General features: G+C 69.3%; 22 protein-coding genes and 1 pseudogene. 13 read left to right on the forward strand and 10 right to left on the reverse strand.

Going from position 1 to position 25,393, the window contains the following annotated elements:
* Positions 1–31 precede the first annotated feature (31 nt).
* Positions 32–1,057, forward strand: a complete 1,026-nt coding sequence (locus QFZ53_RS05870) for an alpha/beta hydrolase family esterase (RefSeq protein WP_307294539.1) — start codon at positions 32–34, stop codon at positions 1,055–1,057.
* A 63-nt stretch (positions 1,058–1,120) separates the two neighbouring features.
* Here the strand turns inward: QFZ53_RS05870 and QFZ53_RS05875 are convergent, their stop codons facing one another.
* The gene (locus tag QFZ53_RS05875; protein ID WP_307294542.1) at positions 1,121–1,315 is read right to left on the reverse strand and encodes a hypothetical protein; all 195 of its coding nucleotides are present in this window, start codon (positions 1,313–1,315) and stop codon (positions 1,121–1,123) included.
* Positions 1,312–1,512, reverse strand: a complete 201-nt coding sequence (locus QFZ53_RS05880; RefSeq protein ID WP_307294545.1) for a hypothetical protein — start codon at positions 1,510–1,512, stop codon at positions 1,312–1,314. The genes QFZ53_RS05875 and QFZ53_RS05880 overlap by 4 nt, the downstream gene beginning before the upstream one ends.
* Before the next feature lie 212 nt (positions 1,513–1,724).
* Here QFZ53_RS05880 and QFZ53_RS05885 point away from each other — a divergent pair, with 212 nt between their 5' ends.
* Complete coding sequence (locus QFZ53_RS05885; protein WP_307294547.1) at positions 1,725–2,549, forward strand: sugar phosphate isomerase/epimerase family protein; 825 nt, start codon at positions 1,725–1,727, stop codon at positions 2,547–2,549.
* Positions 2,546–3,670, forward strand: a complete 1,125-nt coding sequence (locus QFZ53_RS05890; RefSeq protein WP_307294549.1) for a Gfo/Idh/MocA family protein — start codon at positions 2,546–2,548, stop codon at positions 3,668–3,670. Before QFZ53_RS05885 ends, QFZ53_RS05890 begins: the two co-directional genes overlap by 4 nt.
* Before the next feature lie 108 nt (positions 3,671–3,778).
* On the opposite strand, the gene QFZ53_RS05895 is transcribed toward QFZ53_RS05890, so the two are convergent.
* Together QFZ53_RS05895 and QFZ53_RS05900 are read right to left on the reverse strand one after the other, a co-directional pair.
* On the reverse strand, positions 3,779–4,414 hold the full coding sequence (locus QFZ53_RS05895) for a TetR/AcrR family transcriptional regulator (protein ID WP_307294550.1): 636 nt from the start codon (positions 4,412–4,414) through the stop codon (positions 3,779–3,781).
* 97 nt (positions 4,415–4,511) lie between these two features.
* Positions 4,512–4,904 carry a VOC family protein gene (locus QFZ53_RS05900; protein WP_307294552.1) on the reverse strand — a complete coding sequence of 131 codons (393 nt, stop codon included), beginning with the start codon at positions 4,902–4,904 and terminating at the stop codon, positions 4,512–4,514.
* 110 nt (positions 4,905–5,014) lie between these two features.
* On the opposite strand from QFZ53_RS05900, the gene QFZ53_RS05905 reads away from it, so the two are divergent.
* Positions 5,015–6,055: an aldo/keto reductase gene (locus QFZ53_RS05905; protein WP_307294554.1), complete on the forward strand. Its 1,041-nt coding sequence runs from the start codon at positions 5,015–5,017 to the stop codon at positions 6,053–6,055.
* Between the two features lie 10 nt (positions 6,056–6,065).
* On the opposite strand, the gene QFZ53_RS05910 is transcribed toward QFZ53_RS05905, so the two are convergent.
* Together QFZ53_RS05910 and QFZ53_RS05915 are read right to left on the reverse strand one after the other, a co-directional pair.
* Positions 6,066–7,322: an MFS transporter gene (locus tag QFZ53_RS05910; RefSeq protein WP_307294556.1), complete on the reverse strand. Its 1,257-nt coding sequence runs from the start codon at positions 7,320–7,322 to the stop codon at positions 6,066–6,068.
* 81 nt (positions 7,323–7,403) lie between these two features.
* Positions 7,404–8,336 (reverse strand): NAD(P)-dependent oxidoreductase, encoded by a 933-nt coding sequence (locus QFZ53_RS05915; RefSeq protein ID WP_307294558.1) that lies wholly within the window; start codon positions 8,334–8,336, stop codon positions 7,404–7,406.
* A 179-nt stretch (positions 8,337–8,515) separates the two neighbouring features.
* Between QFZ53_RS05915 and QFZ53_RS05920 the strand changes: the two are divergent.
* The 6 genes and pseudogenes from QFZ53_RS05920 (at position 8,516) to treZ (ending at position 17,056) form a co-directional block, all read left to right on the forward strand.
* Positions 8,516–10,139: pseudogene (locus QFZ53_RS05920) on the forward strand (sodium-dependent transporter).
* Entirely contained in the window at positions 10,136–10,273 is a 138-nt protein-coding gene (locus tag QFZ53_RS05925; RefSeq protein ID WP_307294560.1) for a methionine/alanine import family NSS transporter small subunit, read from the forward strand. Before QFZ53_RS05920 ends, QFZ53_RS05925 begins: the two are co-directional and overlap by 4 nt.
* 120 nt (positions 10,274–10,393) lie before the next feature.
* A complete protein-coding gene (locus QFZ53_RS05930) occupies positions 10,394–10,690 on the forward strand; it encodes a hypothetical protein (protein ID WP_307294561.1) in 297 nt (98 codons plus the stop codon).
* Positions 10,687–12,915: a glycogen debranching protein GlgX gene (glgX, locus tag QFZ53_RS05935; protein ID WP_307294562.1), complete on the forward strand. Its 2,229-nt coding sequence runs from the start codon at positions 10,687–10,689 to the stop codon at positions 12,913–12,915. Before QFZ53_RS05930 ends, glgX begins: the two co-directional genes overlap by 4 nt.
* Positions 12,912–15,260, forward strand: a complete 2,349-nt coding sequence (treY, locus tag QFZ53_RS05940) for a malto-oligosyltrehalose synthase (RefSeq protein ID WP_307294563.1) — start codon at positions 12,912–12,914, stop codon at positions 15,258–15,260. Before glgX ends, treY begins: the two co-directional genes overlap by 4 nt.
* Positions 15,257–17,056: a malto-oligosyltrehalose trehalohydrolase gene (treZ, locus tag QFZ53_RS05945; RefSeq protein WP_307294565.1), complete on the forward strand. Its 1,800-nt coding sequence runs from the start codon at positions 15,257–15,259 to the stop codon at positions 17,054–17,056. The genes treY and treZ overlap by 4 nt, the downstream gene beginning before the upstream one ends.
* A gap of 35 nt (positions 17,057–17,091) precedes the next feature.
* Here treZ and xylB read toward each other — a convergent pair whose 3' ends face one another.
* Positions 17,092–18,381, reverse strand: coding sequence for a xylulokinase (xylB, locus tag QFZ53_RS05950; protein WP_307294567.1), 1,290 nt, complete (start codon positions 18,379–18,381; stop codon positions 17,092–17,094).
* Between the two features lie 226 nt (positions 18,382–18,607).
* Positions 18,608–19,795, reverse strand: coding sequence for a xylose isomerase (gene xylA / locus QFZ53_RS05955; RefSeq protein ID WP_307294569.1), 1,188 nt, complete (start codon positions 19,793–19,795; stop codon positions 18,608–18,610).
* 84 nt (positions 19,796–19,879) lie between these two features.
* Between xylA and QFZ53_RS05960 the strand changes: the two genes are divergently transcribed.
* From QFZ53_RS05960 to QFZ53_RS05970, 3 genes are all read left to right on the forward strand, one after another.
* Positions 19,880–21,049 (forward strand): ROK family transcriptional regulator, encoded by a 1,170-nt coding sequence (locus tag QFZ53_RS05960; protein ID WP_307294571.1) that lies wholly within the window; start codon positions 19,880–19,882, stop codon positions 21,047–21,049.
* A gap of 71 nt (positions 21,050–21,120) precedes the next feature.
* Positions 21,121–21,984 (forward strand): AraC family transcriptional regulator, encoded by an 864-nt coding sequence (locus QFZ53_RS05965; RefSeq protein ID WP_292905906.1) that lies wholly within the window; start codon positions 21,121–21,123, stop codon positions 21,982–21,984.
* A gap of 84 nt (positions 21,985–22,068) precedes the next feature.
* Positions 22,069–22,701 carry a GyrI-like domain-containing protein gene (locus QFZ53_RS05970; protein ID WP_307294573.1) on the forward strand — a complete coding sequence of 211 codons (633 nt, stop codon included), beginning with the start codon at positions 22,069–22,071 and terminating at the stop codon, positions 22,699–22,701.
* Here the strand turns inward: QFZ53_RS05970 and QFZ53_RS05975 are convergent.
* Together QFZ53_RS05975 and QFZ53_RS05980 are read right to left on the reverse strand one after the other, a co-directional pair.
* Positions 22,694–23,302, reverse strand: coding sequence for a GNAT family N-acetyltransferase (locus QFZ53_RS05975; RefSeq protein WP_307294574.1), 609 nt, complete (start codon positions 23,300–23,302; stop codon positions 22,694–22,696). The two genes, QFZ53_RS05970 and QFZ53_RS05975, sit on opposite strands and share 8 nt — an antisense overlap.
* The gene (locus QFZ53_RS05980) at positions 23,299–25,392 is read right to left on the reverse strand and encodes a penicillin acylase family protein (protein WP_307294575.1); all 2,094 of its coding nucleotides are present in this window, start codon (positions 25,390–25,392) and stop codon (positions 23,299–23,301) included. The genes QFZ53_RS05975 and QFZ53_RS05980 overlap by 4 nt, the downstream gene beginning before the upstream one ends.
* Position 25,393 lies beyond the last annotated feature (1 nt).

Here is a 25,393-nt window from a genome sequence, read left to right on the forward strand (position 1 = left end):
CGCTCGGTATTTCGAGAGCAAAGGAGCTCCGATGATCAAGGTGACACGTCCGTGGGCCCGCACGCTGCTGGCTGCGGGATTCGTGGTGGCGATGACCGCAGGTGGGGTGATCTCCGTGGCACCCGCGAGCGCCGATGCCCGACCTGGTCGGTCATGCGAACGCGAACTGCCGGTCGGCGCGTCCACGCTCGACGTGACCTTCGCGGGAGAGGTGTATGACGTTCTCGTCCAAGTGCCGGAGGCGCCGCTGCGTCGCGAACTCCCGCTCGTCGTCGACCTTCACGGCTCGAATGCCAACGGAGGCGTGCAGGCCGAGATCTCGGATCTCGGCCAGGTGGGGGCCGCCAACGGCTTCATCGTCGTCAATCCGACGGGTGATCTCGAGTTCCCGCAGACGCTCCCAGACGGTAACTGGGCCTGGAACGTGCCGGGCGTCCCACTCACCTCCGGCACGTATCCGCCCGAGGGCGCCCGCGATGACGTCGCGTTCCTCCGCGCAGTGGTCGACGCAGTCGACGCAGCCGGCTGCGTCGACGAGCGCCGTGTCTTCGCCACCGGGTTCTCCGGCGGCGGACGCATGGCGTCTGCACTCGCGTGCGAGGCATCGGATGTGTTCGCTGCGATCGCCCCGGTGGCCGGGCTCCGGGCAGGTCGTCCTGATCCCGAAGCGCTCTCGGCGCCCGTCGCCGCGTCATGCACGCCGGAGAGACCTGTTGCGGTGGTGTCGTTCCACGGGACGGCGGACTTCGTGAACCCGTATCCGGGCAACTCCGATCCCCGCTGGGGCTACAGCGTCCAACTGGCGGCCGAGCGCTGGGCCGCGCTCAACGAGTGCCGCCGGGGGCCGGCCGTCGCCTCGGCCGGTGAGGGCATCACCGCGTACTCCTGGTCGCACTGCGCCGCGCACGCAGACGTCGTCGTCTACGAGGTGGCGGAAGGCGGGCATACCTGGCCGGGAACCGACGTGGATCTCTCCGCCCTCGGTGCCACGACGCAGGAGATCAACGCCTCGCAGACGATGTGGGAGTTCTTCAAAGCCCATCCGCGCCGCGGTTGAGCGTGCTCTCGGTACGCGGACACGGGGTCGGCATCGACGGCGTCCCGCAATGGGGCTTCCGACTCAGACTGCGACGATCCCCGTGGGGCGCCTGCGGCGGAGCCGCCGGCGCTCCGCCGCCTCAACGCACGCTCGCACGATGAAGGCGGCCAGGACGATGAGGGCCATGACGATCGCGGTGAATGCGAGGGCTAATGCCTCGACGAGCGCGAGCACGACGGCGAGCGCGCCGACCCCGACGTATCGGAGGACGGTCATCGCGACCGGCCTTCGAGGGTGGCTCCGGCAGCGATATCGAGAGTCCTGACGTACGGCGTCGACGTGGTCCCGACCTGGATCAGTGTTCCTGCGGCGTAGGCGAGCGCGCCGTAGGACAGGTGGCCGATGTGAGGGGCTGTCGTGTGTGCGGAGACCAGGGCGGTCGTGGGCGTCTTCCTCGGGGCTGCGGTTGGCATGACTCCAGCGTCGTCGCTCGGGGTGTCCTGTGTCATCGTGCCGCGGGATGAGATCCGAGTCATACCTGGGCTGTAGGCGACGCTCGCTTCTTGCCTGCGGGACCCCCGGAATCCGTGCCCGAGATTTAGATACCTCCACATGGAGGTTTTCTGCTAGCCTGGCCGCAGGGCAGCGAAGATGCCCCTCGTTCTCACAAGCAAGGAAGGTCACCGTGGCCCTGCCAGAAACCTCGGTTCAGCTGTACACCCTCGCAGCGGAGTTCTCCGCCGACATGGAAGGCTCGCTCGACAAGCTCGCCGCCATCGGCCTCCGCAACGTCGAGGCCTTCGACTTCGTCCGCCGTCCCGACGAGATCCGCGCGGCGCTCGACGCCTCGGGCCTCGCCTCGCCGACCGGCCACGCCCCGCTGCTCTCCGACGAGCTGTGGACGCCCGACGGCTCGATCCCGACGCCGGCTCCGGAGGTCGTGTTCGAGGCAGCCGCGAAGGTCGGGCTGAAGACGGTCATCGACCCGTTCGTCGCACCCGAGCGCTGGTTCACGCTCGAGGGCGTGACCGACATCGCCGACCGCCTGAACGCGCTCGTCGACACCGCCGCGGGCTTCGGCCTCACGGTCGGCTACCACAACCACGCGCAGGAGTTCGTCGCCGACTTCGATGGCCAGACGGCCTACGAGCGCTTCGTCGAGCTCACCGACGACCGGGTCGCGCTCGAGCTCGACCTCTACTGGGCCCTCACTGGTGGACAGGACGTCCCTGCCCTCGTCTCGCGCCTCGGTGACCGCCTCGTCGCCGCGCACGTCAAGGACGGCATCGCCCCCGCGAGCAACCCGTTCGCTCCCGGTGCCGCGGAGTTCGGCTCCGATAGCCTCGACCAGCGTCACGCCGGCACGGGCGATGTGCCCCTCGCCGACGCGCTGCGCGCAGCATCCGCTCTCCGGTACGCCGTGATCGAGTACGACAAGGCTCCGGGCGACGTCTTCGCCGACATCGCTGCCAGCTACTCCTTCCTCATCGAGGGCGGGTTCTCCCGATGAGCACGGTCGGCATCGGCATCATCGGCGTCGGGGTCATCAGCGACACCTACCTCGAGAACCTCTCGGCGTTCCCCGACGTCGAGGTCCTCATCGTCGGCGACCTGCTCGTCGACCGCGCGCAGGCGCAGGCCGAGAAGTACGGGGTCCCGGCATTCGGCAGCGCCGAAGACGTGCTCGCGCACCCGGGCGTCGGACTCGTCATCAACCTGACGATCCCGGCCGTCCACGTCGAGGTCTCGCGCGCGGCGATCGCCGCGGGCAAGCACGTGTGGACCGAGAAGCCGCTCGGCCTCGACCGCGAGGGCGCCGCAGAGCTGCTCCGTGAGGCGGATGCTGCCGGTCTCCGTGTCGGCTCGGCTCCCGACACGCTGCTCGGACCCGGCTTCCAGGCCGCTCGTCGAGCGATCGAGAACGGTGTCATCGGGCGTCCGCTGTTCGCGCAGACCGCGTTCCAGACCCAGGGGCCCGACCTCTGGCACCCGAGCCCCGCCTTCCTGTTCGCGAAGGGCGCCGGCCCGCTGCTCGACATGGGGCCGTACTACTTCTCGGCTCTCGTGAGCCTGCTCGGCCCCGTCGACCGCATCGCGGCCGTCGGCTCGAAGGCTCGTGAGGAGCGCGAGATCCACACCGGACCCAACGCCGGAACGACGTTCCCCGTCGAGGTGCCCTCGACGATCCAGATCGTGACCGCGTTCGAGCAGGGCGCCCAGGCGCAGAGCCTGCTGAGCTTCGACTCCGCGCTGGAGCGTCACGGCATCGTCGAGATCCATGGCACCGAGGGCACGATCGTGATCCCCGACCCGAACCAGTTCGTCGGCCGCATCGCGTACGTCAAACCGCTGGGTGTCATCCGCGACGGCATGTCGTTCGAGCAGGAGTGGATCGAGATCGAGCACGAGGACGTCAAGATCGGTCGCGGTCTCGGCGCTCTCGACATGGTCCGTGCGATCGCCGAAGGGCGTCCGCACGTCGCATCCGGTGAACTCGGATACCACGTGCTCGACATCCTGCTCTCCGCGCAGGAGTCGGCGGCCACGGGGCAGACCGTGGTGGTCGAGAGCACCGTGGCCCCGGTGCCGCTGCTGCCGGAGGGCTTCGACCCCTTCGCCGCAACCCTCTGAGGTCGGCCGTAGAACGAGACCGCGGGTCTGCCCTCAGGGCGGGCCCGCGGTCTTCTGCGTTCGGGCCTCGTCGGTGGCGTCGGTCGGGATCGGGCGTCGGCGATCGGCTCAGCCGTCGGATGCCGGAGCGATGCCCCGGAGCAGGCGGTCGAGCATCTCCAGCGCCGCCTCGTGATTGACCTCGTCGTCGAGAAGCCACTGGATCTGCAGGCCGTCGGATGCCGCGATCACGAGGGCGGCGACGAGGACGGGGTCGAGATCGGCGCGCACATGCCCCGATGCCTGCAGGTGTCCAACCTGTTCCGCGATCTCCGCGCGGAGCTGCCCGAAGCGCTCCGTGGCGAACCGCTGCGCGATCGGATGGTTGTCCTCGAGCGCCATCGAGACGAGGGTCGAGTACAACTGCACGAGTCCAGGGATCTCGCGGTTCGCCTCTGCCGCGATGCTCATCGCCATCGCGGGGCTCGCGTCGGCGGGCAACGGGCGTTCCTTGCTCGGTTTGTGCTGCGATTCGCGGTACACCTCGACGAGCAGCTCTTCCAGGGAGCCGAAATAGTGAGTCAGGGCCGCATGCGTGACGCCCACCTCCTGCGCGATCGCGCGCAGGCTCGTCTTCTGAGAGCCGCGGCGCGCGAACACCTCGATCGCCTTGTCGAGGATCTCCTGACGCCGGGCGATGCCCTTCGGGTACCGCCCCTTCGGGCGCGCCTCTGCGTCGGGCGCATCCTCAGGCGAGTCGGTCATGTCCCGATGATACCGAGCCGGGCGGAAAACCTCCAGGTGGAGGTTATTGCGTGCGAGTGTGCTGGTGGCTCGTCGGAGGGCGCCCGGCAGACGGCGCTCAGGCGGCGGCGAGGACGGAGAGGACGTTCCCGGCCGGATCGGTGAACCACGCGATGTCGGGTCCTCGGCCGCCGCCGCGCGCGATGCCCTTGGCGTCGGTGCCGAAGTCGGGGTCGGTGTAGATCTTCGTGACGACTCCGCGGGCGTTGAGATCGTCGACCGCGGCGTCGACGTCGTCGACGGGGAAGTTCAGGATCGTGAAGCTGGCCGGAGTGTGGTTCGGCTTCGCGTAGACGAGGATCGATGCACCGGACGGGAGATGGACGTCGAGGAACCCCATCGCGTTGGTGGTGACCTCGAGGCCGAGAGTCTCGGCATAGAACGTGCGGGCGGCGTCGATGTCGTCGACGCTGAATCCGCTGAAGGCGTGCGTGCTCTGGAAGGCGGTCATGGAATCAGCATCCGCCGATCGGGCCGGGCTGTCCAGTGGTGTCACACCCGGCGGAGCCGCGGGAGAAAACGCTATCCTGAAGCACCCCCGTTCTCGTCCCGAGGAGCACCATGCCCATCGCCGCTGACGACTCCCGGCTCGCGCGTCCTTTCGAGGCCGCGGCCACCCGCTACACCGACGTGCCGTTCCAGCGCGCGGGAGCCAGCGGCGTGCAGCTGCCGAAGGTCTCGCTCGGGCTCTGGCAGAACTTCGGTCGCGACCGCTCGTTCGACAGCCAGCGCGAGATCGTGCTGCACGCCTTCGACCGCGGGGTCGTGCACATCGACCTCGCGAACAACTACGGCCCGCCGTACGGATCCGCGGAGTCGACATTCGGCGCGGTTCTCGACAGCGGCCTCGCCCGCTATCGCGATGAGCTGTTCGTGACGACCAAGGCGGGCTACGACATGTGGCCGGGGCCGTTCGGCGACGGCGGATCGCGCAAATACCTCGTGCGCTCGCTCGAGCAGAGTCTTCGGCGCATGAAGACCGACTACGTCGACGTCTTCTACTCGCATCGGGTCGACCCGGATACCCCGATTGAAGAGACGACGACCGCGCTCGCCGACATCGTGCGCAGCGGCAAGGCTCTCTATGTCGGCATCTCGAACTATCCGGCTCCGCTCGCCAAGCGGGCCTACGACCTGCTCGCCGAACAGGGCGTGAAGCTGCTGCTGCACCAGCCGCGCTACTCGCTGTTCGACCGCACTCCCGAGGCCGAACTGTTTCCGCTGCTGCGCGAACTCGCCGTCGGCAGCGCCGTCTTCTCTCCGCTCGCTCAGGGGCTGCTCACCCGCAAGTACATCGACGGCGACGTGCCGGCCGACTCGCGCGCCGCGAACAGCTTCTTCCTGAACGGCTCGGCACTCACCGACGGCTACCTGGACCGGATCCGCGGCATCGACCGCATCGCTCAGGAGGCAGGGCTCTCGATCCCGCAGCTCGCGATCGCGTGGGTGCTGCGTGATCCCGTGGTCACGACGGCGATCATCGGCGCCTCGCGGACCTCGCAGATCGACGATGCCGTGGCGGCCAGCCAGGTCTCGCTGTCCGGCGACGTGATCACGGCGCTCGACGAGTTCGCGGCTCCCGTCGGCGGCTCGGTGTCCTGAGTCCTGAGCCTCAGCGCACGCTGCGGATCGGCAGCACCGTGAGAGCGCCGGCCAAGGCGAAGACGATTCCTGCGAGAAAGACCGAGGTGTAGCTGCCGGTGAGGGCGATCAGCGCCCACACGATCAGGGGAGTGAGAGCCTGCGGCAGAGTGGTCGCGATCGTGAGGATGCCGAGGTCCTTCGCTGCGGCATCCGCTGTCGGCAACACCTCGTTCATGAGAGCGGAATCGACGCTGAGATAGACGCCGTAGCCGAGCCCGAAGAGACCGGCGAAGGCGAACATGCCGACGACGCTCGGGGCGACCAGCGGGATCACGAGCGACGCGGCCATGATCACCGACGCGATCAGCACGAAGATCTTGCGCCGGTTCAGACGGTCGCTCATCTTGCCGGTCACATAGGCGGTGAGCAGCGCGCCGACCAGCATGGCAGCGGTGAGTGGCATGCTCAGCGCTGTGGACTCGGCATCCGACAGCCCGACGTAGTCGCGCAGGATGTACAGCAGGTACGACTGCACGCTCTGGTAGGCGAGGATCAGCAGGAAACGGCCCCCGAACGCCCACCAGAAATCGGGGAAGGATGCAGGACTCACCCAGAAGCTCGCGAAGAATCGCTTCCAGCGGAAGGGTTCGCGCGCCAGGTCGAGCGATGACTCGTCGCGGTTGAAGATCGTGAAGAGCACGCAGACCCCGAGGACCAGGGCTCCGAACACCGGGTAGCCGATGCCGACGCTGTTCGCGAAGACGCCCGCGAGTCCGACGCCGAGCCCCATGCCGATGAAGGCGCCGACGGCGAGGGCGCCGGATGCCGCGCCGAACTGCTCGCGCGGAAGCCGATCGGGCACGACCGCCGATTGGGCGGTGCCGATCGTGTTGAGGCCCACGGTGAGGATCACGTAGACGAGCAGGATGCTCCACAGCTCGGTGGCCAGCGACATCGCGATCATGAAGACGGCGGCCGTCACGCTGCCGACGATCAGCCACGGGGTGCGGCGCCCGAACCGGCTGCGGGTGCGGTCGGAGAGCGCGCCGACCAGAGGATGCACGATGATCGCGCCGACCGACGCGGCCGCCGAGACGATCGCGAGGTTCCCCACTTTGTTCGCGGCGTCGATCTGCTGGATCTGATCCGGCAGGAAGATCACGATGAACCCCGAGAACCCGGTCAGCATCGCCGCGTTGATGAGGAGCAGCCACGGCATCAGCCGGCGCTGCGCCGGCGTCGGAGAGGCCGGGGCGCTCACGTGCGTCGAGGTCGGTGCAGACATGCCCGCCACTTTAGCGGTGAGCAGGGGAGCGGCGTTCGGGTCCTGTGGAGAGCGGGAGGTCGGGCTTCGCCCGCCTCCCGGTCACCGTACGCGGTTCAGGAGATCCTCGCCCGCGAGCAGCCGGCGCACGTTCTCGTCGATCAGCGCACCGGATCCGACCGGGCGGTTGCCTGCGACATGCGGTGTGATCACGAGGTTCGGGGCGTCCCACAAAGGCGAGTCGGCGGGCAGCGGCTCGGACCGCGTCACATCGATCGCGGCAGCGCGCAGCCGCCCCGATGCGAGCGCGTCGATCAGGGCGCTCTCGTCGACCGTGGCTCCCCGGCCCACGTTCACGAACACGGCGCCGGCCTTCACGGCTGTGAACACCGCCGAGTCGAACAGCTCGGCCGTCTCGGCGTTGGCGGGCAGCAATGAGACGAGGACGTCGGTTCGGCCGAGCAGCTCGCTCGCGTCGCTCTCGGCGACCACCGGCACCCCGGCGCGCTCGCCGGAGGAGCGCGCGATGCCGTGCACCTCTGCACCGAGAAGCTGCAGCAGAGGTGCGAGCCGGGCAGCGATCGACCCGAACCCCCAGATCGTGACCGTCGCGCCGGCGAGCGTGTAGAGGTCACGGGTCTCCGGAGCCGCCTGGGCGGCGATGAACTCCTGGTCCCAGCGGTGGGCGTGCTGCGCCTCGTGCAGGCGATCGAGTCGGCGGACCGCGCTGAGGATCAGCGCCAGCGCGTGCTCGGCGACTGGCCCGTCGTGCAGCGAGCGCCCGGAGCAGATGTGCACCGCCGACGCGAACCCGGCGTTCAGCACGACATCGGCTCCCGACGCCAGCGCCTGAACGAGCTTCAGCGCAGGCAGGGTGCGTGCAGCGTCCGCCAGCTGCTCGGCGGAGTTGTGCCAGGCGACGAGGACCGCGGCGTCGCGGTGCGGCGCCGGCACCGGTGCGTCCACGTCGTAGACGACGACATCGGCGTCGGAGCCCAGGCTCAGCTCGATCGTGTTCGGGATCAGGATCTTCATGTCTCTCCTTCAGGCGACCGGTGCGGCCCACGTGCCCGAAGGGTTGAAGCTCGCGGTCGTCGCCCCGCCGACGGCGAGATCGCGCACCCGCCGCGTCGATAGTATCCATCGGTGCCCTGACCGCCGGGGAAGCGGGTCCGCCTCGGCATCCGCCCCGCTTCTCGGGTATTGTCGCCGCCATGGCCACAGCGACGACGCAGACCACCCAGCGCGAGGCCTTCGGCTCGCGGAACGTCTTCATCCTCTCGGCGATCGGCTCCGCCGTCGGTCTCGGCAACATCTGGCGCTTCCCCTACGTCGCCTACGAAGGCGGTGGCGGGGCGTTCCTGATCCCGTACCTGTGCGCGCTTCTGACCGCTGGCATCCCGCTGCTGTTCTTCGACTACGCGATCGGGCACCGCTTCCGGGGTTCCGCCCCGCTCGCGTTCCGGCGCATGCACCGATCGGCCGAGACGCTGGGCTGGTGGCAGGTCCTCATCTGCGTCGTGATCTCGGTCTACTACGCCGTGATCATCGCGTGGTCGGCGATGTACACGTGGTTCTCCGCCCAGCTGACCTGGGGTCCGGGCAACGAGAACGACTTCTTCTTCGTCGACTTCCTGCAGTCGGCCGACGTCGCCGAGACCGCGCGTGTCCACCCAGTTCGTGCCCCAGGTCGGCATCCCGCTGATCGTGGTCTGGCTCGCCGTCATCGTCATCATGTGCCTGGGCGTCAAGAAGGGCATCGGCCGGGCGAACATGATCCTGATGCCGCTGCTGACGGTGATGTTCGCCGTGCTGGTCGTGCAGTCGCTCTTCCTGCCGGGTGCGCTCGACGGGCTGACCGCCTTCTTCACGCCGAACTGGGAGGCCCTCGCCGACCCCGCCGTCTGGGCATCGGCCTACGGGCACATCTTCTTCTCGCTGTCGGTCGCCTTCGGCATCATGGTCACCTACGCGTCGTATCTCAAGCGCAAGACCGACCTCACCGGTTCCGGCCTGGTCGTCGCCTTCGCCAACTCGGGTTTCGAGATCCTCGCCGGCATCGGCGTGTTCGCGGCTCTCGGATTCATGGCGCAGGCGCAGGGCACCGAAGTCGCAGGTGTCGCCTCCTCCGGCATCGGTCTCGCGTTCATCGCCTTCCCGACGATCGTCTCGCAGGCGACTGGAGGTTCGATCATCGGAGTCCTGTTCTTCGGCGCTCTCGTCTTCGCCGGAGTCACATCGCTCATCTCGATTCTCGAGGTCATCGTCGCAGCTCTCCAGGACAAGCTCGGGTGGAACCGCATCCGCACCACCCTCACGGTCTCCCTCCCGCTCGCCGTCATCTCGATGGCCCTGTTCTCGACGACCACAGCGCTGTCGGTGCTCGACACCGCCGACGCGTTCGTGAACGCCTTCGGGATCATGGCCGTCGCCCTCGTCGCCGTGATCGTCGTCGCCTGGCTGCTGCACAAGCTGCCTGCGCTCAAGGAGCACCTGAACCGGAGATCGAGCTTCTCCGTCGGTCGGATCTGGATGCTGCTGGTCGGCGTCCTCGCACCGCTCGTGCTCGGCTACCTGTTCGTCAGCGAACTGATCGCCAAGATCACGACACCGTACGGCGGCTATCCCGACTGGTTCCTCGGGGTCTTCGGCTGGGGGATGGTGATCTCGCTCGTGATCCTCGCGGTGCTGCTGTCGCTTCTGCCGTGGAGCGCGTGCTCGCACGCGAAGGACGACGCCGACTACGACGATTTCCTCGCCCAGGAGCATTACGAACCCGACTCGGAGACGAGCGCGATACCCGTCGCCTCCGGCGAGCAGAGAGGAACGGCGTCATGACCGGCACCGCGATCGTCATGATGATCGTCGCGATGGTCACCGTCTGGGGTGGCCTGATCGCGGCGATCGTGAACCTCGCCCGCCACCCTGAGGTGGCCGAGACCGAGCCGGAGTCGCCGCCGGTCGAGCTGTAGCGACTCCGCCGAGCGACGCGCGGGATAGTAGCTTCTTCTCGCGGGTCGTGGCAATCCCGTTGGCACGAGGCAGCGGGCTTCTTAGTTTGGGGATTCACAACCTCAGAGTCAGGAGCCGAGATGTCCGCCACCATCAGAACCGCGAACGGCTCCATCCAGCGGGAATCCGCACAGACCGTCACAGACGTTCAGGCTCCAGCCGAGCCGGCGTACGAACTCGTCGACCTGGATCGCTACATGATCATGCATGATGGTCCCGTGGGCTATGTAGAGGTCGTTCCCCCCGTCTTCGTCTGCTATGCGGGCCACCCCTATGCGAAGGCCGAGGAGGTCGCGCAGAAGCACGACTTCCAGAGCGCCGTGCAGACGGTGATCGCGCACGCCGCCCCGGCGCGACGCGCTCGGCTCACCGCATGACGCTCGAGGTCTGGCCAGGGTCGGCATATCCGCTGGGGGCGACGTTCGACGGTCAGGGCACGAACTTCGCGCTGTTCAGCGAAGGCGCCGAACGCGTCGAGCTGTGTCTGTTCGACGACAAAGGCGGCGAGCAGCGCGTCGACCTCGCGGAGGTCGACGCGTTCGTGTGGCACGGCTATCTCCCCTCGCTGCAGCCCGGCCAGCTCTACGGATACCGCGTGCACGGGCCGTACGATCCGACGCAGGGCACGCGGTTCAACCCGAACAAGCTGCTGCTCGATCCCTACGCGAAAGCGGTGTCGGGGAAGATCGCCTGGGGGCAGCCGGCGTTCGGCTACGACTTCGGCGACCCCGACTCCCGCAACGACGACGACTCGGCCGGGATCATGGTCAAAGGCGTGGTCGTGAACCCCTTCTTCGAATGGGCGGGCGACCGGCCGCCGAAGATCCCCTACGCGCAGACCGTGATCTACGAGGCCCACGTGAAGGGGCTCACCGAGCGGCATCCGGGTGTCCCCGATTCCCTGCGCGGCCGGTACGCCGGCATCGCGCACCCCGCGATCATCGACCACCTCACCCGCCTCGGCGTGACGGCGATCGAGCTCATGCCGGTGCACCAGTTCCTCGACGACGCCGTGCTCGAGGAGAAGGGCCTGTCGAACTACTGGGGCTACAACACGCTCGCATTCTTCGCGCCGCACAACGCCTATTCCTCGAGCGGCGAACGCGGTCAGCAGGTGCAGGAGTTCAAGGCGATGGTGCGGGCTCTACACGCGGCGGGGATCGAGGTCATCCTCGACGTCGTCTACAACCACACCGCCGAGGGGAACCACCTCGGACCGACGTTGTCGTTGCGTGGCATCGACAACGAGGCGTATTACCGGCTCGAGAAGGACAAGCGGTACTACACCGACTACACCGGCACCGGGAACAGCCTGAACGCCGGCAACCCGCACGCGCTGCAGTTGATCATGGACTCGCTGCGGTACTGGGTGACCGAGATGCACGTCGACGGCTTCCGGTTCGACCTCGCCTCGACCCTCGCCAGAGAGTTCTACGACGTCGACCGGCTGTCGACGTTCTTCGAGCTCGTGCAGCAGGACCCGATCGTGTCGCAGGTGAAGCTCATCGCCGAGCCCTGGGACGTCGGGCCCGGCGGCTACCAGGTCGGCAACTTCCCGCCGCAATGGACGGAATGGAACGGCAAGTACCGCGACACCGTCCGCGATTTCTGGCGGGGTGAACCGCAGGCGCTGGGCGAGTTCGCCTCGCGCCTCACCGGATCGGCCGACCTGTACGAGCACTCGGGGCGGCGCCCCGTGGCATCCATCAACTTCGTCACCGCCCACGACGGCTTCACGCTGCGCGATCTCGTGTCGTACAACGACAAGCACAACGACGCGAACGGCGAGGGCAACGCCGACGGGGAATCTCACAATCGTTCCGACAACATGGGGGCGGAGGGGCCGATCGACGACCCCGCGATCAATCGGCGGCGGGCGCGCCAGCAGCGCAACTTCCTCGCCACGCTGCTGCTCTCGCAGGGCGTGCCGATGATCTCGCACGGAGACGAGCTCGGCCGCACGCAGGGCGGCAACAACAACGGCTACGCGCAGGACAACGAGACGACGTGGATCGACTGGGATGCTGCGGACACGCCGTTGATCGAGTTCACTGCCGCGCTGGCGCGGCTGCGCAGCGCGCATCCGACGTTCCGCCGCAGTCGGTTCTTCAACGGCCGCCCGGTGCGGGTCGCCGACGGCGAGCGCGTGCCCGACGTCGTCTGGCTGCGGCCGGATGCCGCCACGATGCAGCCCGAAGACTGGGACTCCGGGTTCGGCCGCGCGGTGGGGATGTTCCTCAACGGGCACGGCACCCGCGAGAAGGACGAACGCGGCCGCCCGGTGACCGATCTGAACTTCATCGTCTACTTCAACAGCGGCGATGACCGCGTCGACGTGACTCTTCCCGACGACAGGCACGGCGACAGCTGGGAGGTCGTGGTGGACACGGCGGGAGAGGCCGACGAGGAGCAACCGCTCTCGGCCGGCGGCGGGTTCACGATGGAGGCGAAGTCGCTGCTCGTGCTCCGGGCCGCGGGAGACGACGAGGGTCCCGTCGACGACTCGGTGGAGGCGTCGCTGAGGGCGCAGAGCGAACACGGTGAAGCGCTCGCCGGAGAGGCGGATGCCGGAGAGACGGATGCTGGCGCGGTGACCGCATGACTCTGAAGCCGCTGTCGACGTACCGACTGCAGATCACGTCCCGGTTCCCGCTCGACGAGGCCGCCGCCGTCACGGCGTATGTCGCGGCTCTCGGCGGCGACTGGGTCTATCTGTCGCCTCTGCTCGCTGCCGTGTCGGGGTCGGATCACGGGTACGACGTCGTCGATCACTCGCGCGTAGATGCCGAGCGCGGCGGGGCCGAGGGACTGCGCCGTTTCTCATCGGCCGCCCGTGCTGCAGGCCTCGGCATCCTGATCGACATCGTGCCCAATCACATGGGCGTGTCGGCGCCCCGGCAAAACCCCTGGTGGTGGGACGTGCTGCGCCTCGGCGCGGAGTCACGGCACGCCCGTGCGTTCGACATCGACGGACGGCTCGGCGGCGGGAAGGTGCGGCTGCCCATCCTCGGCGCCGCTCGGGACGAGGTGGTCGCCAGGGGAGACATCACCGTCGACCCGACGCCGGCCGCCGACGCGCCGGACGGCACGCTGAGCTACTTCGAGCACGTGCTGCCGCTCGCTCCGGGAACAACACGACTCGTGGGCGACCTCCCGGCGCTGCTCGCCGCCCAGCACTACGAGCTGCGCTTCTGGCAGGACCAGTCGGCTGAGCTCAACTACCGCCGCTTCTTCGCGGTGTCGGAGCTCGCCGGTATCAGGGTGGAGCTTCCCGACGTGTTCGCGGACTCCCACCAGGAGATCCTGCGCTGGCTGCGCGAGGGTCTCGCCGACGGGCTGCGCGTCGATCACCCCGACGGCCTCGCGGATCCCGGCGGATACCTCGAACGCCTCGCCGACGGCACGGGCGGCGCCTACACGCTCATCGAGAAGATCCTGGAACCGGGCGAGGAGCTCCCGTCCTGGTGGCGCACCGACGGGACCACCGGTTACGAAGCGCTCGCGGTTCTCGACCGCATCTTCGTCGACTCCGACGGTGTGCAGGCGCTCTCCGAGATCGACGAGCGGTTGCGCGCGGAGACGGGATTGGCGAGGCCGGCCTCATGGCCCGATCTCGTGCACGAAACCAAGCGGATGGTCGCCGACGAACTGCTGCAGTCGGAGGTGCGACGACTGGTGCGAGTGCTCCCGATGGGCGTCATGGGAGCGGCAGATGCGCTCGCCGAGATCCTCGCCTGCTTCCCCGTGTACCGCTCATATCTTCCGGCCGGACGCGAGCACCTGCGGCATGCGGTGGCCGAGGCGGTCCGGCGGCGTCCCGATCTCGCGGAGGCGATCGAGCAGCTCGAACCCCTGCTCGCCGACCCCGAGCTCGAGGTCGCAGAGCGGTTCCAGCAGACGAGCGGCGCCGTGATGGCCAAAGGAGTGGAGGACACCGCGTTCTACCGGTTCACGCGGCTCGGGACGCTGACCGAGGTCGGGGGAGACCCCTCGCAGGCCGCCCTCTCGACGCGGGAGTTCCACGCCGCGCAGCAGGCGCGGCTTTCGGCCTGGCCGCACTCGATGACGACTCTCTCGACGCACGACACCAAGCGCTCGGAAGACGTCCGCGCGCGGCTCTCGGTGCTCTCGGAGATGCCGGAGCGCTGGGCCGAGGTGCTGGGTGAACTGCGCGCTGTGGCGGGTTCGGGGCACGGGCCGATCGATTCCCTGTTCTGGCAGGCGGCAGTGGGCGCGTGGCCGATCTCGACGGACCGGCTGCTCGCCTACGCCGTCAAGGCTGCACGCGAGGGAGCGGAGGCGACGGGGTGGCAGCATCCGGATGCCGCATTCGAAGAGCGCCTGGCGAAGATGGCGGATGCCGCGAACGGCGCCGCCGCCGAGATCCTCGCCCGGTTCGTCGAGGAGATCGCGGGCTTCGGCTGGTCGAACTCGCTCTCGGCCAAGCTGCTCCAGCTCACCGGCCCGGGGGTCCCGGACGTCTACCAGGGCACCGAGCTGTGGGATCTGTCGCTCGTCGACCCCGACAACCGTCGCCCGGTCGACTTCGTCGCCAGGGCTCGCATGCTCGAGTCTCTGGACGCCGAGGTCGCCCGTGGCATCCTTCCGCCGGTCGACGTCTCGGGTCGGGCGAAGATGCTCGTGACCTCGCGCGCGCTGCGCCTGCGACGCGACCACCCCGAGCTGTTCCGCGCCTATCGCCCGCTGGCCGTCACCGGCGGGGCCTCCGATCACGCGGTCGCGGTCGATCGCGGCGGGGTCACGGTGGTCGCCACCCGCCTGCCTGCGGGACTCGCACGGATCGGCGGCTGGCAGGACACTGTTCTGATGCGCCCCGAGCTGTCGGCGACCGACGTGCTCACCGGGCGGCGGATCGAACCGGGGCCGGTCCGGCTCGCCGAGCTGCTCGAGAAGTACCCGGTGGCCCTGCTGGAGGACGCCCGATGATCGAGGTGTGGGCGCCCCTGGCGCGCCGCGTGCGGGTGCGCCTTCTGGGCGACCAGGGCGCGACGATCGACGAACGCGAGCTCAGGCGTTCTGAGGCGGAGGGGTGGTGGCGCGCAGAGCTCGAACTGGCCGACGGCGACCGCTACGGCTTCGTGCTCGACGACGGAGATCAGGTGCGGCCCGACCCTCGATCGCGCCGGCAGCCCGAGGGCGTGCACGCACCCTCGGCCGCCTTCGACCCCGCGGCGTTCGCCTGGACCGACGCGGCGTGGACAGGGCGGCAGCTCGCTGGTGGCGCGATCTACGAGCTGCACATCGGCACCTTCACCCCCGAGGGGACGCTCGACGCTCTGATCGGCCGACTCGACCACCTCGTCGACCTCGGCATCACGCACGTCGAGATGCTCCCCGTCAACGCCTTCAACGGGCGACGGAACTGGGGATACGACGGCGTGCTCTGGTACGCCGTGCACGAGGAGTACGGCGGCCCGCGCGCCTATCAGCGTTTCGTCGACGCCGCGCACGCCCGCGGACTGGGCGTCATCCAGGACGTCGTCTACAACCATTTCGGCCCGAGCGGCAACTATCTGCCGGAGTTCGGGCCGTATCTGCGCGAGGGGCGGAGCAACCCGTGGGGTGACGAGGTGAACCTCGACGAGCCAGCCGTGCGCCAGTACATCATCGACAACGCGCTGATGTGGCTGCGCGACTTCCACGTCGACGGCCTCCGTCTCGACGCCGTGCACGCGCTGAACGACGACCGGCCCACGCACATCCTCGCCGAACTCGCCGAGCGCACCGAGGCGCTCTCCGCTCAGCAGAACCGGCCGCTCAGCCTGATCGCCGAATCCGATCTCAACGATCCGACGCTCATCCTTCCGCGGGAGGCCGGCGGCTACGGTCTCACGGCGCAGTGGTCGGACGACTGGCACCACGCGATGCACGTCGCCCTCACCGGCGAGACCACGGGGTACTACGCCGATTTCGCCGCCCCCGAGGCGGTCGCCAAGGTGACGCAGCACGGGTTCTTCCACGACGGCACGTTCTCGTCTTTCCGTGGGCGGCCGCACGGGCATCCGATACCGCCGACGGTGCCGACGTGGCGACTGGTCACCTACATGCAGAACCACGATCAGATCGGCAACAGAGCGGCCGGCGATCGGCTCGGCGCGAACCTGACGCCCGACCGGCTCGCGGTCGCCGCCGTTCTCGCACTCACCGCACCCGGCACTCCCATGCTCTTCATGGGAGAGGAGTGGGGTGCATCCACGCCGTGGCAGTTCTTCACCTCGCATCCCGAGCCGGAACTCGCGAAGGCCACAGCGGAGGGGCGCATCGCCGAGTTCGAGAAGATGGGCTGGAATCGGTCCCTCGTGCCCGACCCGCAGGACCCGGCGACGTTCGATCGCTCGCATCTGAACTGGGAGGAACGCCAGCAGGGCGAGCACGCGCGCCTGCTCGATCTGCATCGGCGGCTGCTCGCGCTGCGCATCCAGCGGCCCGAGCTCACCGATCCCGACGCCGCGAAGACCGCCGTCACCTCGATCCGCGACGACGGACCGCCGCGTGCCCGCGCGTTCCGCATCGAGCGGGGTGCGGTGTCGGTGCTGGTGAACCTCACGAGCGAACCGGTCGCGTTCGACGTGCGACCCGGTGATCGGCTGCTGGTGTCGACCCGCTCGGCGAGCCTCGACGCGGGCTCTCTCGAGGTCCCGCCCGATGCAGCCATCGTGGTCGGGCCGGAGCTCGCCGCTCAGCCGGTGGGCCTGGACGCGAACCGCACGAGCTCCTCGTAGCGAGGGCGCAGCGTCGAGGCGTCTGCCCGGATGCCTCAGCCTCCGAGCGCCTGCGCGGCCTGCCGCGCGGCTCCGAGCGCCACATACTCGCCGGGCTCCGGCGCCTCGACCGGCAGCCCGAGGACCTCGGGCGCGATGACGCGCACGGCCTCGGACTGCGCTCCGCCGCCGATGAGCAGGGCCCGCTCGAGAGGGATGCCGAGATCGCGCAGAGCGTCGAGACCCGCGCCGAGGCCTCGCAGCATGCCCTCGACAGCGGCGCGGGCGAGATTGGGTCGCGTGGTCGACGCGAGCGTCATCCCGGTGAGGGATGCCGTGGCATCCGGCAGGTTCGGCGTGCGCTCGCCCTCGAAGTAGGGCACGAGCGTCAGACCATCGGCCCCAGGAGCGGCCTGCAGTGCGAGGTCGCTGAACTCGGCATGGCCGACGCCGAGCAGCGACGCCGTGGCGTCGAGCACACGAGCGGCGTTCAACGTCGCGACCAGGGGGAGGAAGTTGCCGGAGGCATCGGCGAAGCCGGCGACCGTGCCCGCGGGGTCGAAGACGGGAGACTCGCTGATCGCGCAGACCGTGCCCGAGGTGCCGATCGAGACGACGACGTCGCCGACCGCGGCGCCCAGGCCGAAGGCGGCGGCGGCGTTGTCACCCGCGCCGGGTGCGACGCGGCGGCCACCGGCATCCGTCACGCTCTCGTCGTGGCCGAGAACGCGCGGCAGCACCGCGTCGTGACCGAGCGCCGCGATGAGCAGCTCGCGATCGTACTCGCCCGTGCGCGGGTTCCAGTAGCCCGTGCCCGAGGCATCCGAGCGGTCGCTGACGAGCTCGTCGAGCGCCGGATTCTCGGGCCCGAATCCGCGCAGCCGCCAGGTCAGCCAGTCGTGCGGCAGAGCGACCGCGGCGACGCGGGCGGCGTTCTCCGGCTCGTTGTCGCGCAGCCAGCGCAGCTTGGTGATCGTGAACGACGCGACAGGAACCAGGCCGGTGCGCTCGGCCAGAGCCGAGGCGCCGAACTCCGCGATCAGATCGGCGGCGGCTCCCGCCGAGCGGGTGTCGTTCCAGAGCAGGGCGTCGCGGATGACGCGGCCCTCGGCGTCGATCGCGACCATGCCGTGCTGCTGGCCGCCGATCGACCAGGCCTCGACGCCGTCGAGACCTCCCGCCTCCGCGAGCGCGGAGTTCAGCGCCTGCCACCAGGCCTCGGGGTCGACAGCCGTGCCATCAGGATGCGACGCTCGTCCAGAGCGCACGACGGCTCCGGTCGAAGTGTCGACGACGACGACCTTGCAGGACTGGGTCGACGAGTCGACCCCGATCACGAGTGCCATTCCGGCATCCTCTCGATTGCTTCGGGTGTGTCCAGGATTCAGGCCGGTCACACCTGTGGTCGGCTTCGGTCGCTGAACCCGTCGGTTCTGTGACCGACACGATGTCCGGTCACGCCTGTGGTCGGCTTCTGAGGCCGAACCCGCCGGTTGTGTGACCGGCCCGGTGTCCGGTCACGCTTGCGGGCGGCTTCCCACCCGCAGCGTGACCGGAACCGCGCGAGATCGGTCAGCGAGCGCCGAGGAGGTGCTCGGTGGCGAGTTGCTGCAGACGGACGAAGCCGAAGCCCTTGCCGCCGAAGTACGAGTTCGCGTCGAAGTCCTCGTAGGCCGAGCGGTCGGCGAGGAAGTCGTCGTAGGTCTCGCCCTCGGCCAGGGTCGGCGTCGACAGCTCGTCGACACGAGCGGCGGCGAGCGCCTCCTGCACCTCAGGGTCGGCGCGGAAGGCCGCGGCGCGCTCCTTCAGCAGCAGGTAGGTGCGCATGTTCGCAGCGGCCGACTCCCACACGCCGTTCTCGTCTTCCGTGCGGCTCGGCTTGTAGTCGAAGTGACGGGGGCCGTCATAGGCGGGCACGCCGCCGGGGCCGCCGTTCTCGAGCAGGTCGACGAGCGAGAACGCGTTGTGCAGATCGCCGTGCCCGAACACGAGGTCCTGGTCGTACTTGATGCCGCGCTGGCCGTTGAGGTCGATGTGGAACAGCTTGCCGTGGAACAGCGCCTGTGCGATGCCGGCCGTGAAGTTGAGCCCGGCCATCTGCTCGTGCCCGACCTCGGGGTTCACGCCGACGAGCTCGGGGCGCTCGAGCGAGTCGATGAACGCGATCGCGTGGCCGAGGGTCGGCAGCAGGATGTCGCCGCGGGGCTCGTTCGGCTTCGGCTCGATCGCGAAGCGGATGTCGTAGCCCTTGTCGGTCACGTAGTCGCCCAGCAGGTTGACGGCCTCGCGGTAGCGCTCGAGAGCGGCGCGGACGTCCTTCGCGGAGTCGTACTCCGCGCCCTCGCGGCCGCCCCACATGACGAACGTCTTGGCGCCGAGCTCGGCTCCGAGGTCGAGCTGGCGGAACACCTTGCGCAGGGCGTAGCGGCGCACGTCGCGGTCGTTCGAGGTGAAGCCTCCGTCTTTGAAGACCGGGGCGCTGAAGAGGTTGGTTGTGACCATCGGCACGATCAGGCCGGTGTCGGCGAGAGCGCCCTTGAGGCGGTCGATCTGCGTCTGGCGCTCGGCCTCGGTCGAGCCGAAGGCGAACAGGTCGTCGTCGTGGAACGTCAGACCGTAGGCGCCGAGTTCGGCGAGCTTCTCGACGGCGTGCACGACGTCGAGGGCGGGGCGGGTCGGGCCGCCGAAGGGGTCGGCGCCGTTGTAGCCGACGGTCCAGAGGCCGAACGAGAACTTGTCTTCACGGGTGGGGGTGGTCATGACTGCTCCTGTGCAGGTCGAAATAAGTTGTGAGTGACAACATATCTCATGACAGAGATGCTGTCCACCCCTTACAGTGAAGGGATGCCGTCACCGTCGAGCCCGGCCCCGGGCACCCGTCCGCACAACCTCGCTCGCATCCTGCGACTCGTGCACGAGGAGGGTGCGCAGTCCCGCGCCGCGCTCACCGAGACGACGGGGCTGAACCGCTCGACCATCGCGGATCTGGTGGGCGAACTCATCAGGCTCGGGCTGGTCGACGAGAGGATTCCCGAGACGCCGGGGCGGGTCGGCCGCCCCTCGCCCGTCGTCGCGGCATCCTCCGATGTCGTCGCGATCGCCGTGAACCCGGAAGTCGATGCCGTCGAGATCGCTGCGATCGGGCTCGACCGCAGCATCCGCCTGCGCAAGCGGGTCCTGAACGAGGCCCTTCCGACGCCACAGGGTCTCACGACCCTGCTCGCCGAGACGCTCCAGGAATGGTGCGACGGACCGCTCAGGCAGGCCCGCATCACCGCGATCGGCATCGCGGTGCCCGGTCTCGTGCGCGCGTCGGACGGCGTGGTGCGCAACGCCCCCCACCTCGAATGGCGGGACGTGCCTCTCGCCGACCTCGTCGCCGACGGCTGCGGCATCGCCACGGTCGTCGACAACGACGCCAGTCTGGGCGCGATCGCGGAGCACCGCTACGGTGCAGGACACGGAATCGATGACATCGTCTACTTGAACGGCGGCGCCTCCGGCATCGGCGGCGGGCTCATCATCCGAGGCGTCCCGGTCGCGGGCGCGGGCGGCTACGCAGGAGAGTTCGGGCAGAATCGGCCGCGCATCACCGACGACGCCGATCGCCGCACGGCCGACGGCGTGCTCGAAGCCGAGGTGAGCCGCCGGCTGCTGCTCGACGTCGTCGGGCTCGAGGCAGCCGACGATGACGTCCTCGCAGCCGAGCTCAGCACGTCGGGCAGTCCCGACGCCGCAGCCGAGGTGTCCCGTCAGGGGCGCGTCCTCGCGGGCGCGCTCGCGAACGCCGTGAACGTGCTCAATCCCGCCGTCATCGTGCTCGGCGGCTTCCTCGCGACCCTCGGAGAGCTGCGCCGGGAGGAGATCATGGATGCCGTGACGGAGCTCGCCATGGCGGAGAGCGCCGAGGGACTCGGCATCCGCTCCGCCGCCCTCGGGGCCGACCGTCTGCTGATCGGCGCCGCCGAACTCGCCTTCGCCGGCCTCATCGCGAATCCGGCCGAGCGCGGCTGACCGCATCCGGCCAGGATGATCGGGTGCGGGCATGCTCCCGCCCGCGACGATGGTGGGGAAAGGAGGACCTCATGATCGGAACGCTGAACGCGCTGGTCGACCTGGTCGAACGCAGCGCCGGGGAAGAGCTCGACATCGCCGCCTTCGCCCATGGACAGGGCACGACGGAATACCACCTGCGCCGGATGTTCTCGGCGCTCGCCGGTATGCCGCTCTCGGAATACGTACGGCGGCGGCGCATGACTCTAGCGGGCGCCGAGCTCGCGGCGGGTGCGCCGAACGTGCTCGATGTGGCCGTGCGACACGGATACGGCTCGATCGAGGCGTTCGGCCGCGCCTTCCGTGCCGTGCACGGGATCAGCGCGACGGATGCGCGCCGTGACGGGGGCCCTCTCCGCACACAACCCACGCTCCGGTTCCGCCTGAGCGTCGAAGGGAGCACCCAGATGGACGTCACCATCACCGCACTGCCCGAACTCGTCCTGGTCGGCCATGCCGCACAGGTCCCGCTCATCCATGAAGGCGTGAATCCGCGCATCCAGGAGCACATCGCCGCGATCGCACCGGAGGAGCACGCGAGGCTCAAGGCACTCAGCGATGCCGAACCCGGCGGGATCCTCGCCGTCACGGCCGACGTCGCTCCCGATGCGCCTGAGGGCACGACACTCACCTATCTGCACGGCGTGGCCGTGCAGTCGGGCACCCCTGTGCCCGACGATCTCGACGTGATCAGAGTCGACGCAGGCTCGTGGGCGGTGTTCTCCGCGAAGGGGCCGTTCCCGGAGACCCTGCAGAACCTGTGGGCGGCGACGGCGACCGAGTGGTTCCCCTCGAACCCCTGGCGGCTGCGCCCTGGGCCGTCGATCGTCCGCTACCTCGAGTTCACCGGCACGCACGCCTCGTGCGAGCTCTGGCTGGCCGTCGAGGCCGCCTGAGATCACTCCGTGGGAGGTCCTGTCGCGCGCGCCGCGGCAGGGCCTCCCGCGAGCGCTGTCCGTGGCCGGTGCGACACTGATCGCATGGCGATCGATCCGAAGAAGACGCTCGACGCGTATCAGGCGAAGCGGGGGGAGTTCCGCGTCCTCGAGGTGCCGGCCATGCAGTACCTCATGGTCGACGGCGCCGGTGACCCGAACACGTCCGGGGAGTATGCAGATGCCCTCGCGGCGCTGTACCCCGTCGCCTACACGCTGAAGTTCGCACTGCGTGAGCAGGCCGGAATCGATGCGGTGGTCATGCCGCTCGAGGGGCTCTGGCATGCGAGCGACATGGAGTCGTTCACCACCCGGCGCGACAAGTCCGCATGGCTCTGGACGATGATGATCATGGTGCCGGAGCAGATCACGGTCGCGATGTTCGCCGAGGCGGTCGACACGGTGGCGAACAAGGCTGTGAAGAAGAAGCAGCCCCTGCCCGCGCTGCCGCTCGTGCGACTGGAGACGCTCGATGAGGGGCAGTGCGTGCAGACCCTGCACATCGGCTCTTACGACGACGAGGCTCCGGTGCTCGACGATCTGCACCATCGCTTCGTCCCCGAGAACGGGCTGCGGATGCGCGGCCGTCACCACGAGATCTACCTCAGCGACGCCCGACGGGTGGAGGCGGCGAAGCTGCGCACGATCCTCCGCCAGCCGGTGGCATCGATCAGCTGACCGCTGCCCGCTGCCGCTCCCACCGTTCGCGGGTCAGGAAGGCGAGGCGGCCCGTCTTGTCGGGAAGCTGAACGAGCGGTCCGAGTTCGAAGCCGCTCTTGACCGCGCGAGCCACTGCACGCTCGTTGCCGACGTCTGGTTCGATCACGATGCGATCCACCTCGGGGCGGGAGAAGACGAACTCGGCGATCAGGTCGGAGACGTGCCAGGAGAACCGCGGGACAGGCTCGCCACGGTCGCCGAGGAAGAAGTGCAGGCCCGCATCGCCGGGGAGCACATCGTACGCATCGCCCAGCGGATCGTTCTCGGGCTCGTACGTCTGCAGCAGCACGATCGGCAGTCCCTCGCGACGCACGAGGAAGGCGTGGTGGCTCGCAAGGCCGTCGACGAACAGGTAGAGGTCGCGGAGCTCCTCGGGGGTCAGCTCGGCCAGACCCCAGAACCGCGAGCTCGGGCGCGTCACCCACTCGTGCAGCAGATCGAGATCGCCGACGGGGTCGAGCACGGAGATCTCGATGCGGCCCAGAGCCGCCGAGTCGTTCACGTGCACGAGGGCGCCGGCCGGGCCGGCCACCAGGCGGGCATTGCGGATGGAGGTCATGATGCTCCCGTCGGACGGTCGATGGTGAGGGCGCTCCAGTCGGTGACGACCGCGGTCGGACGGACCTCGGCCCAATCCGCGTGCTGATCGGCGAAGTGCGGTGAGGCGGGGTCGCCCGAGGCGCCGAAGGGCACGCTCCACAGACTCCGCTCACGATCCTCGAGATCCCACGCCCAGCGGGCGACCGATCCACGCCAGCTGCGATCGGTGACGCCGGGGGTCGATCCCGTGCAGCGCACCGTGTCGCCGTCGCCCGACAGAACGGTGTCGAACTCGGTGCCGGGCGCAGCGATCCCGACGACATCGGCGAGCACGTGCAGGGGCAGCATCCGGTGCGTCGCGCCCCAGGCGGAGGCCGAGGCGGCACGCTCGAGCGCGGCCCGCACCAGGTTCGCCGCCTCCGCGGCGAGCGACGGATGCTGCAGCAGGCGCGGCAGGGCCGAGGCGATCTGGCCCTCGACGGCCATCCACGGGTCGAAGACCGCGCCGAAGAGGTGCGGATCGCGCAGGGGGGACAGGATCGGATGCTGTGCGACGGCCCGCACCAGAGCGCCTCGCCAGGCTGCGAAGACCCCGGCCGCGGGAGAGCCGGCATCCATGCGCCCGTCCCACCGGGCGAGCGCGTCACGCGCCTCGGCCGCGGGCGAGGGGAGGTCGCCTGCGGGCAGCAGAGCGAGCAGCCCGGTGCGCACACCGCCCTGCGTGTCGCTCCAGACCTCGGCGAAGCCGGCGGTGCTGCGCGGGCGCCGGGTCTTGAGCAGGTGCGCGATGCGCTGCGCACGATGGCGCGAGGGGTAGGCCCAACCGAGATCGATGTCCGCTCTCGCGGGGCGTTCGTTCGCATCCACCGCGAGATCCGCCACGGGGATGGCGGCAGGCAGCGTCCGAGCGGCCACCGGGGTGCCGTTCTGCAGCGCTCGACGTCGCTGGGAGCGGGGGCGCTCGGGAACGACTCCGACGGTCGCCGAAAGCACCGTGCCCGATCGGTCGGCGGCGAGCACGCGATTGACCGGGTCGACCCAGGATCCGAACGCGTCGATCACCTGACGTGCGGTGCGGGCGCGCAGGAGAGGCAGGAGCGCCGCGGCGCCCAGATCGACGTGGACGCGGGCCGGGTGGCGGATGCTCCACCCGCGCAGTTCGCCGTCATGCTCGTGCAGGTCGGTGACGATGCTTCCGCGGACGCTCTCCAGCGCCTCGACCTCGATGTCCGCTCCGCCGCGCACCCGGATCGTGGACCGCAGAACGTCGACCGGCTCCCAGCCGTTCCGCCCCCACGCCTGGTATCCGTTGCCCGTGCGGCGAAGCCGCTCCTCGAACACGTCGACGCTGTGCGCGATCGCGTTCGTGATGCCCCATGCGGAGTCTCCGGTGTGGCCGAAATGCGGCACCCCCGGCACTCCGGGGAATGCGAAGCCGACGACGTCGAACTCCTCGCACGCGAGGCGGACCTGCTGGTACACGCCGGGCAGCTCGAACAGCCGATGCGGGTCGCCGGCCAGCAGCGGCAACCCGCTCGCCGTCCGCGAGCCGTGCAGAGCCCAGGCGTTGCTCCCCGATGTCGGCAGCGTCTCGTCGGCATGCTCGTCCCCAGCGAACACGTCGACCCAGTCGTCGCCGATCGTGCGCGCGACGTGCTCGCGCCACAGCACATGCGGGAAGGTCGAGAACAGCACGTGAGCGACGTGCAGCACGCCGAGCGGGTCGTGGTCGTCCCACGGCGCGAGCGGGCGGGTGTCGTCGAATCTCGCGTCGAGCATGCGGAACTCTGCCGCCTGCCCGCCGAGATCGCTCATGCCGGCGCGCACGCCGGCCGCGTAGTCGCTGATGAATCGCTGCGATTCCGCGTCGAGAGCCGCGAATGCTCGCCGGACGGTGTCGTCGATCCGCGCCCGTCGCGCGAAGACGTCCCAGGCGATGCCGGCGTCGCCGATGAGCTCGGCCAGCCGGCCCTGCGCACGAAGCCGGTCGGCCTCGATCTGCCAGCCCCGGTCGCGAGCGGTGACCTCGCCCTGTGCATGGGCGAGATCCCGCACATCCGTCGCGCGGATGTGCGGGATGCCCAGGCCGTCACGGAAGATCTCCGCCATC

This window comes from Microbacterium natoriense (genome assembly GCF_030816295.1).
GTDB lineage: Bacteria > Actinomycetota > Actinomycetes > Actinomycetales > Microbacteriaceae > Microbacterium > Microbacterium natoriense_A.

Excerpts from the sequence above, each read along its gene's own strand:
- QFZ53_RS05870 (WP_307294539.1), top strand. The coding sequence starts at position 32 with ATGATCAAGGTGACACGTCCGTGGGCCCGCACGCTGCTGGCTGCGGGA.
- QFZ53_RS05875 (WP_307294542.1), bottom strand. The coding sequence starts at position 1,315 with ATGACCGTCCTCCGATACGTCGGGGTCGGCGCGCTCGCCGTCGTGCTC.
- QFZ53_RS05880 (WP_307294545.1), bottom strand. The coding sequence starts at position 1,512 with ATGCCAACCGCAGCCCCGAGGAAGACGCCCACGACCGCCCTGGTCTCC.
- QFZ53_RS05890 (WP_307294549.1), top strand. The coding sequence starts at position 2,546 with ATGAGCACGGTCGGCATCGGCATCATCGGCGTCGGGGTCATCAGCGAC.
- QFZ53_RS05895 (WP_307294550.1), bottom strand. The coding sequence starts at position 4,414 with ATGACCGACTCGCCTGAGGATGCGCCCGACGCAGAGGCGCGCCCGAAG.
- QFZ53_RS05900 (WP_307294552.1), bottom strand. The coding sequence starts at position 4,904 with ATGACCGCCTTCCAGAGCACGCACGCCTTCAGCGGATTCAGCGTCGAC.
- QFZ53_RS05905 (WP_307294554.1), top strand. The coding sequence starts at position 5,015 with ATGCCCATCGCCGCTGACGACTCCCGGCTCGCGCGTCCTTTCGAGGCC.
- QFZ53_RS05910 (WP_307294556.1), bottom strand. The coding sequence starts at position 7,322 with ATGTCTGCACCGACCTCGACGCACGTGAGCGCCCCGGCCTCTCCGACG.
- QFZ53_RS05915 (WP_307294558.1), bottom strand. The coding sequence starts at position 8,336 with ATGAAGATCCTGATCCCGAACACGATCGAGCTGAGCCTGGGCTCCGAC.
- QFZ53_RS05925 (WP_307294560.1), top strand. The coding sequence starts at position 10,136 with ATGACCGGCACCGCGATCGTCATGATGATCGTCGCGATGGTCACCGTC.
- QFZ53_RS05930 (WP_307294561.1), top strand. The coding sequence starts at position 10,394 with ATGTCCGCCACCATCAGAACCGCGAACGGCTCCATCCAGCGGGAATCC.
- glgX (WP_307294562.1), top strand. The coding sequence starts at position 10,687 with ATGACGCTCGAGGTCTGGCCAGGGTCGGCATATCCGCTGGGGGCGACG.
- treY (WP_307294563.1), top strand. The coding sequence starts at position 12,912 with ATGACTCTGAAGCCGCTGTCGACGTACCGACTGCAGATCACGTCCCGG.
- treZ (WP_307294565.1), top strand. The coding sequence starts at position 15,257 with ATGATCGAGGTGTGGGCGCCCCTGGCGCGCCGCGTGCGGGTGCGCCTT.
- xylB (WP_307294567.1), bottom strand. The coding sequence starts at position 18,381 with ATGGCACTCGTGATCGGGGTCGACTCGTCGACCCAGTCCTGCAAGGTC.
- xylA (WP_307294569.1), bottom strand. The coding sequence starts at position 19,795 with ATGACCACCCCCACCCGTGAAGACAAGTTCTCGTTCGGCCTCTGGACC.
- QFZ53_RS05960 (WP_307294571.1), top strand. The coding sequence starts at position 19,880 with ATGCCGTCACCGTCGAGCCCGGCCCCGGGCACCCGTCCGCACAACCTC.
- QFZ53_RS05965 (WP_292905906.1), top strand. The coding sequence starts at position 21,121 with ATGATCGGAACGCTGAACGCGCTGGTCGACCTGGTCGAACGCAGCGCC.
- QFZ53_RS05970 (WP_307294573.1), top strand. The coding sequence starts at position 22,069 with ATGGCGATCGATCCGAAGAAGACGCTCGACGCGTATCAGGCGAAGCGG.
- QFZ53_RS05975 (WP_307294574.1), bottom strand. The coding sequence starts at position 23,302 with ATGACCTCCATCCGCAATGCCCGCCTGGTGGCCGGCCCGGCCGGCGCC.
- QFZ53_RS05980 (WP_307294575.1), bottom strand. The coding sequence starts at position 25,392 with ATGGCGGAGATCTTCCGTGACGGCCTGGGCATCCCGCACATCCGCGCG.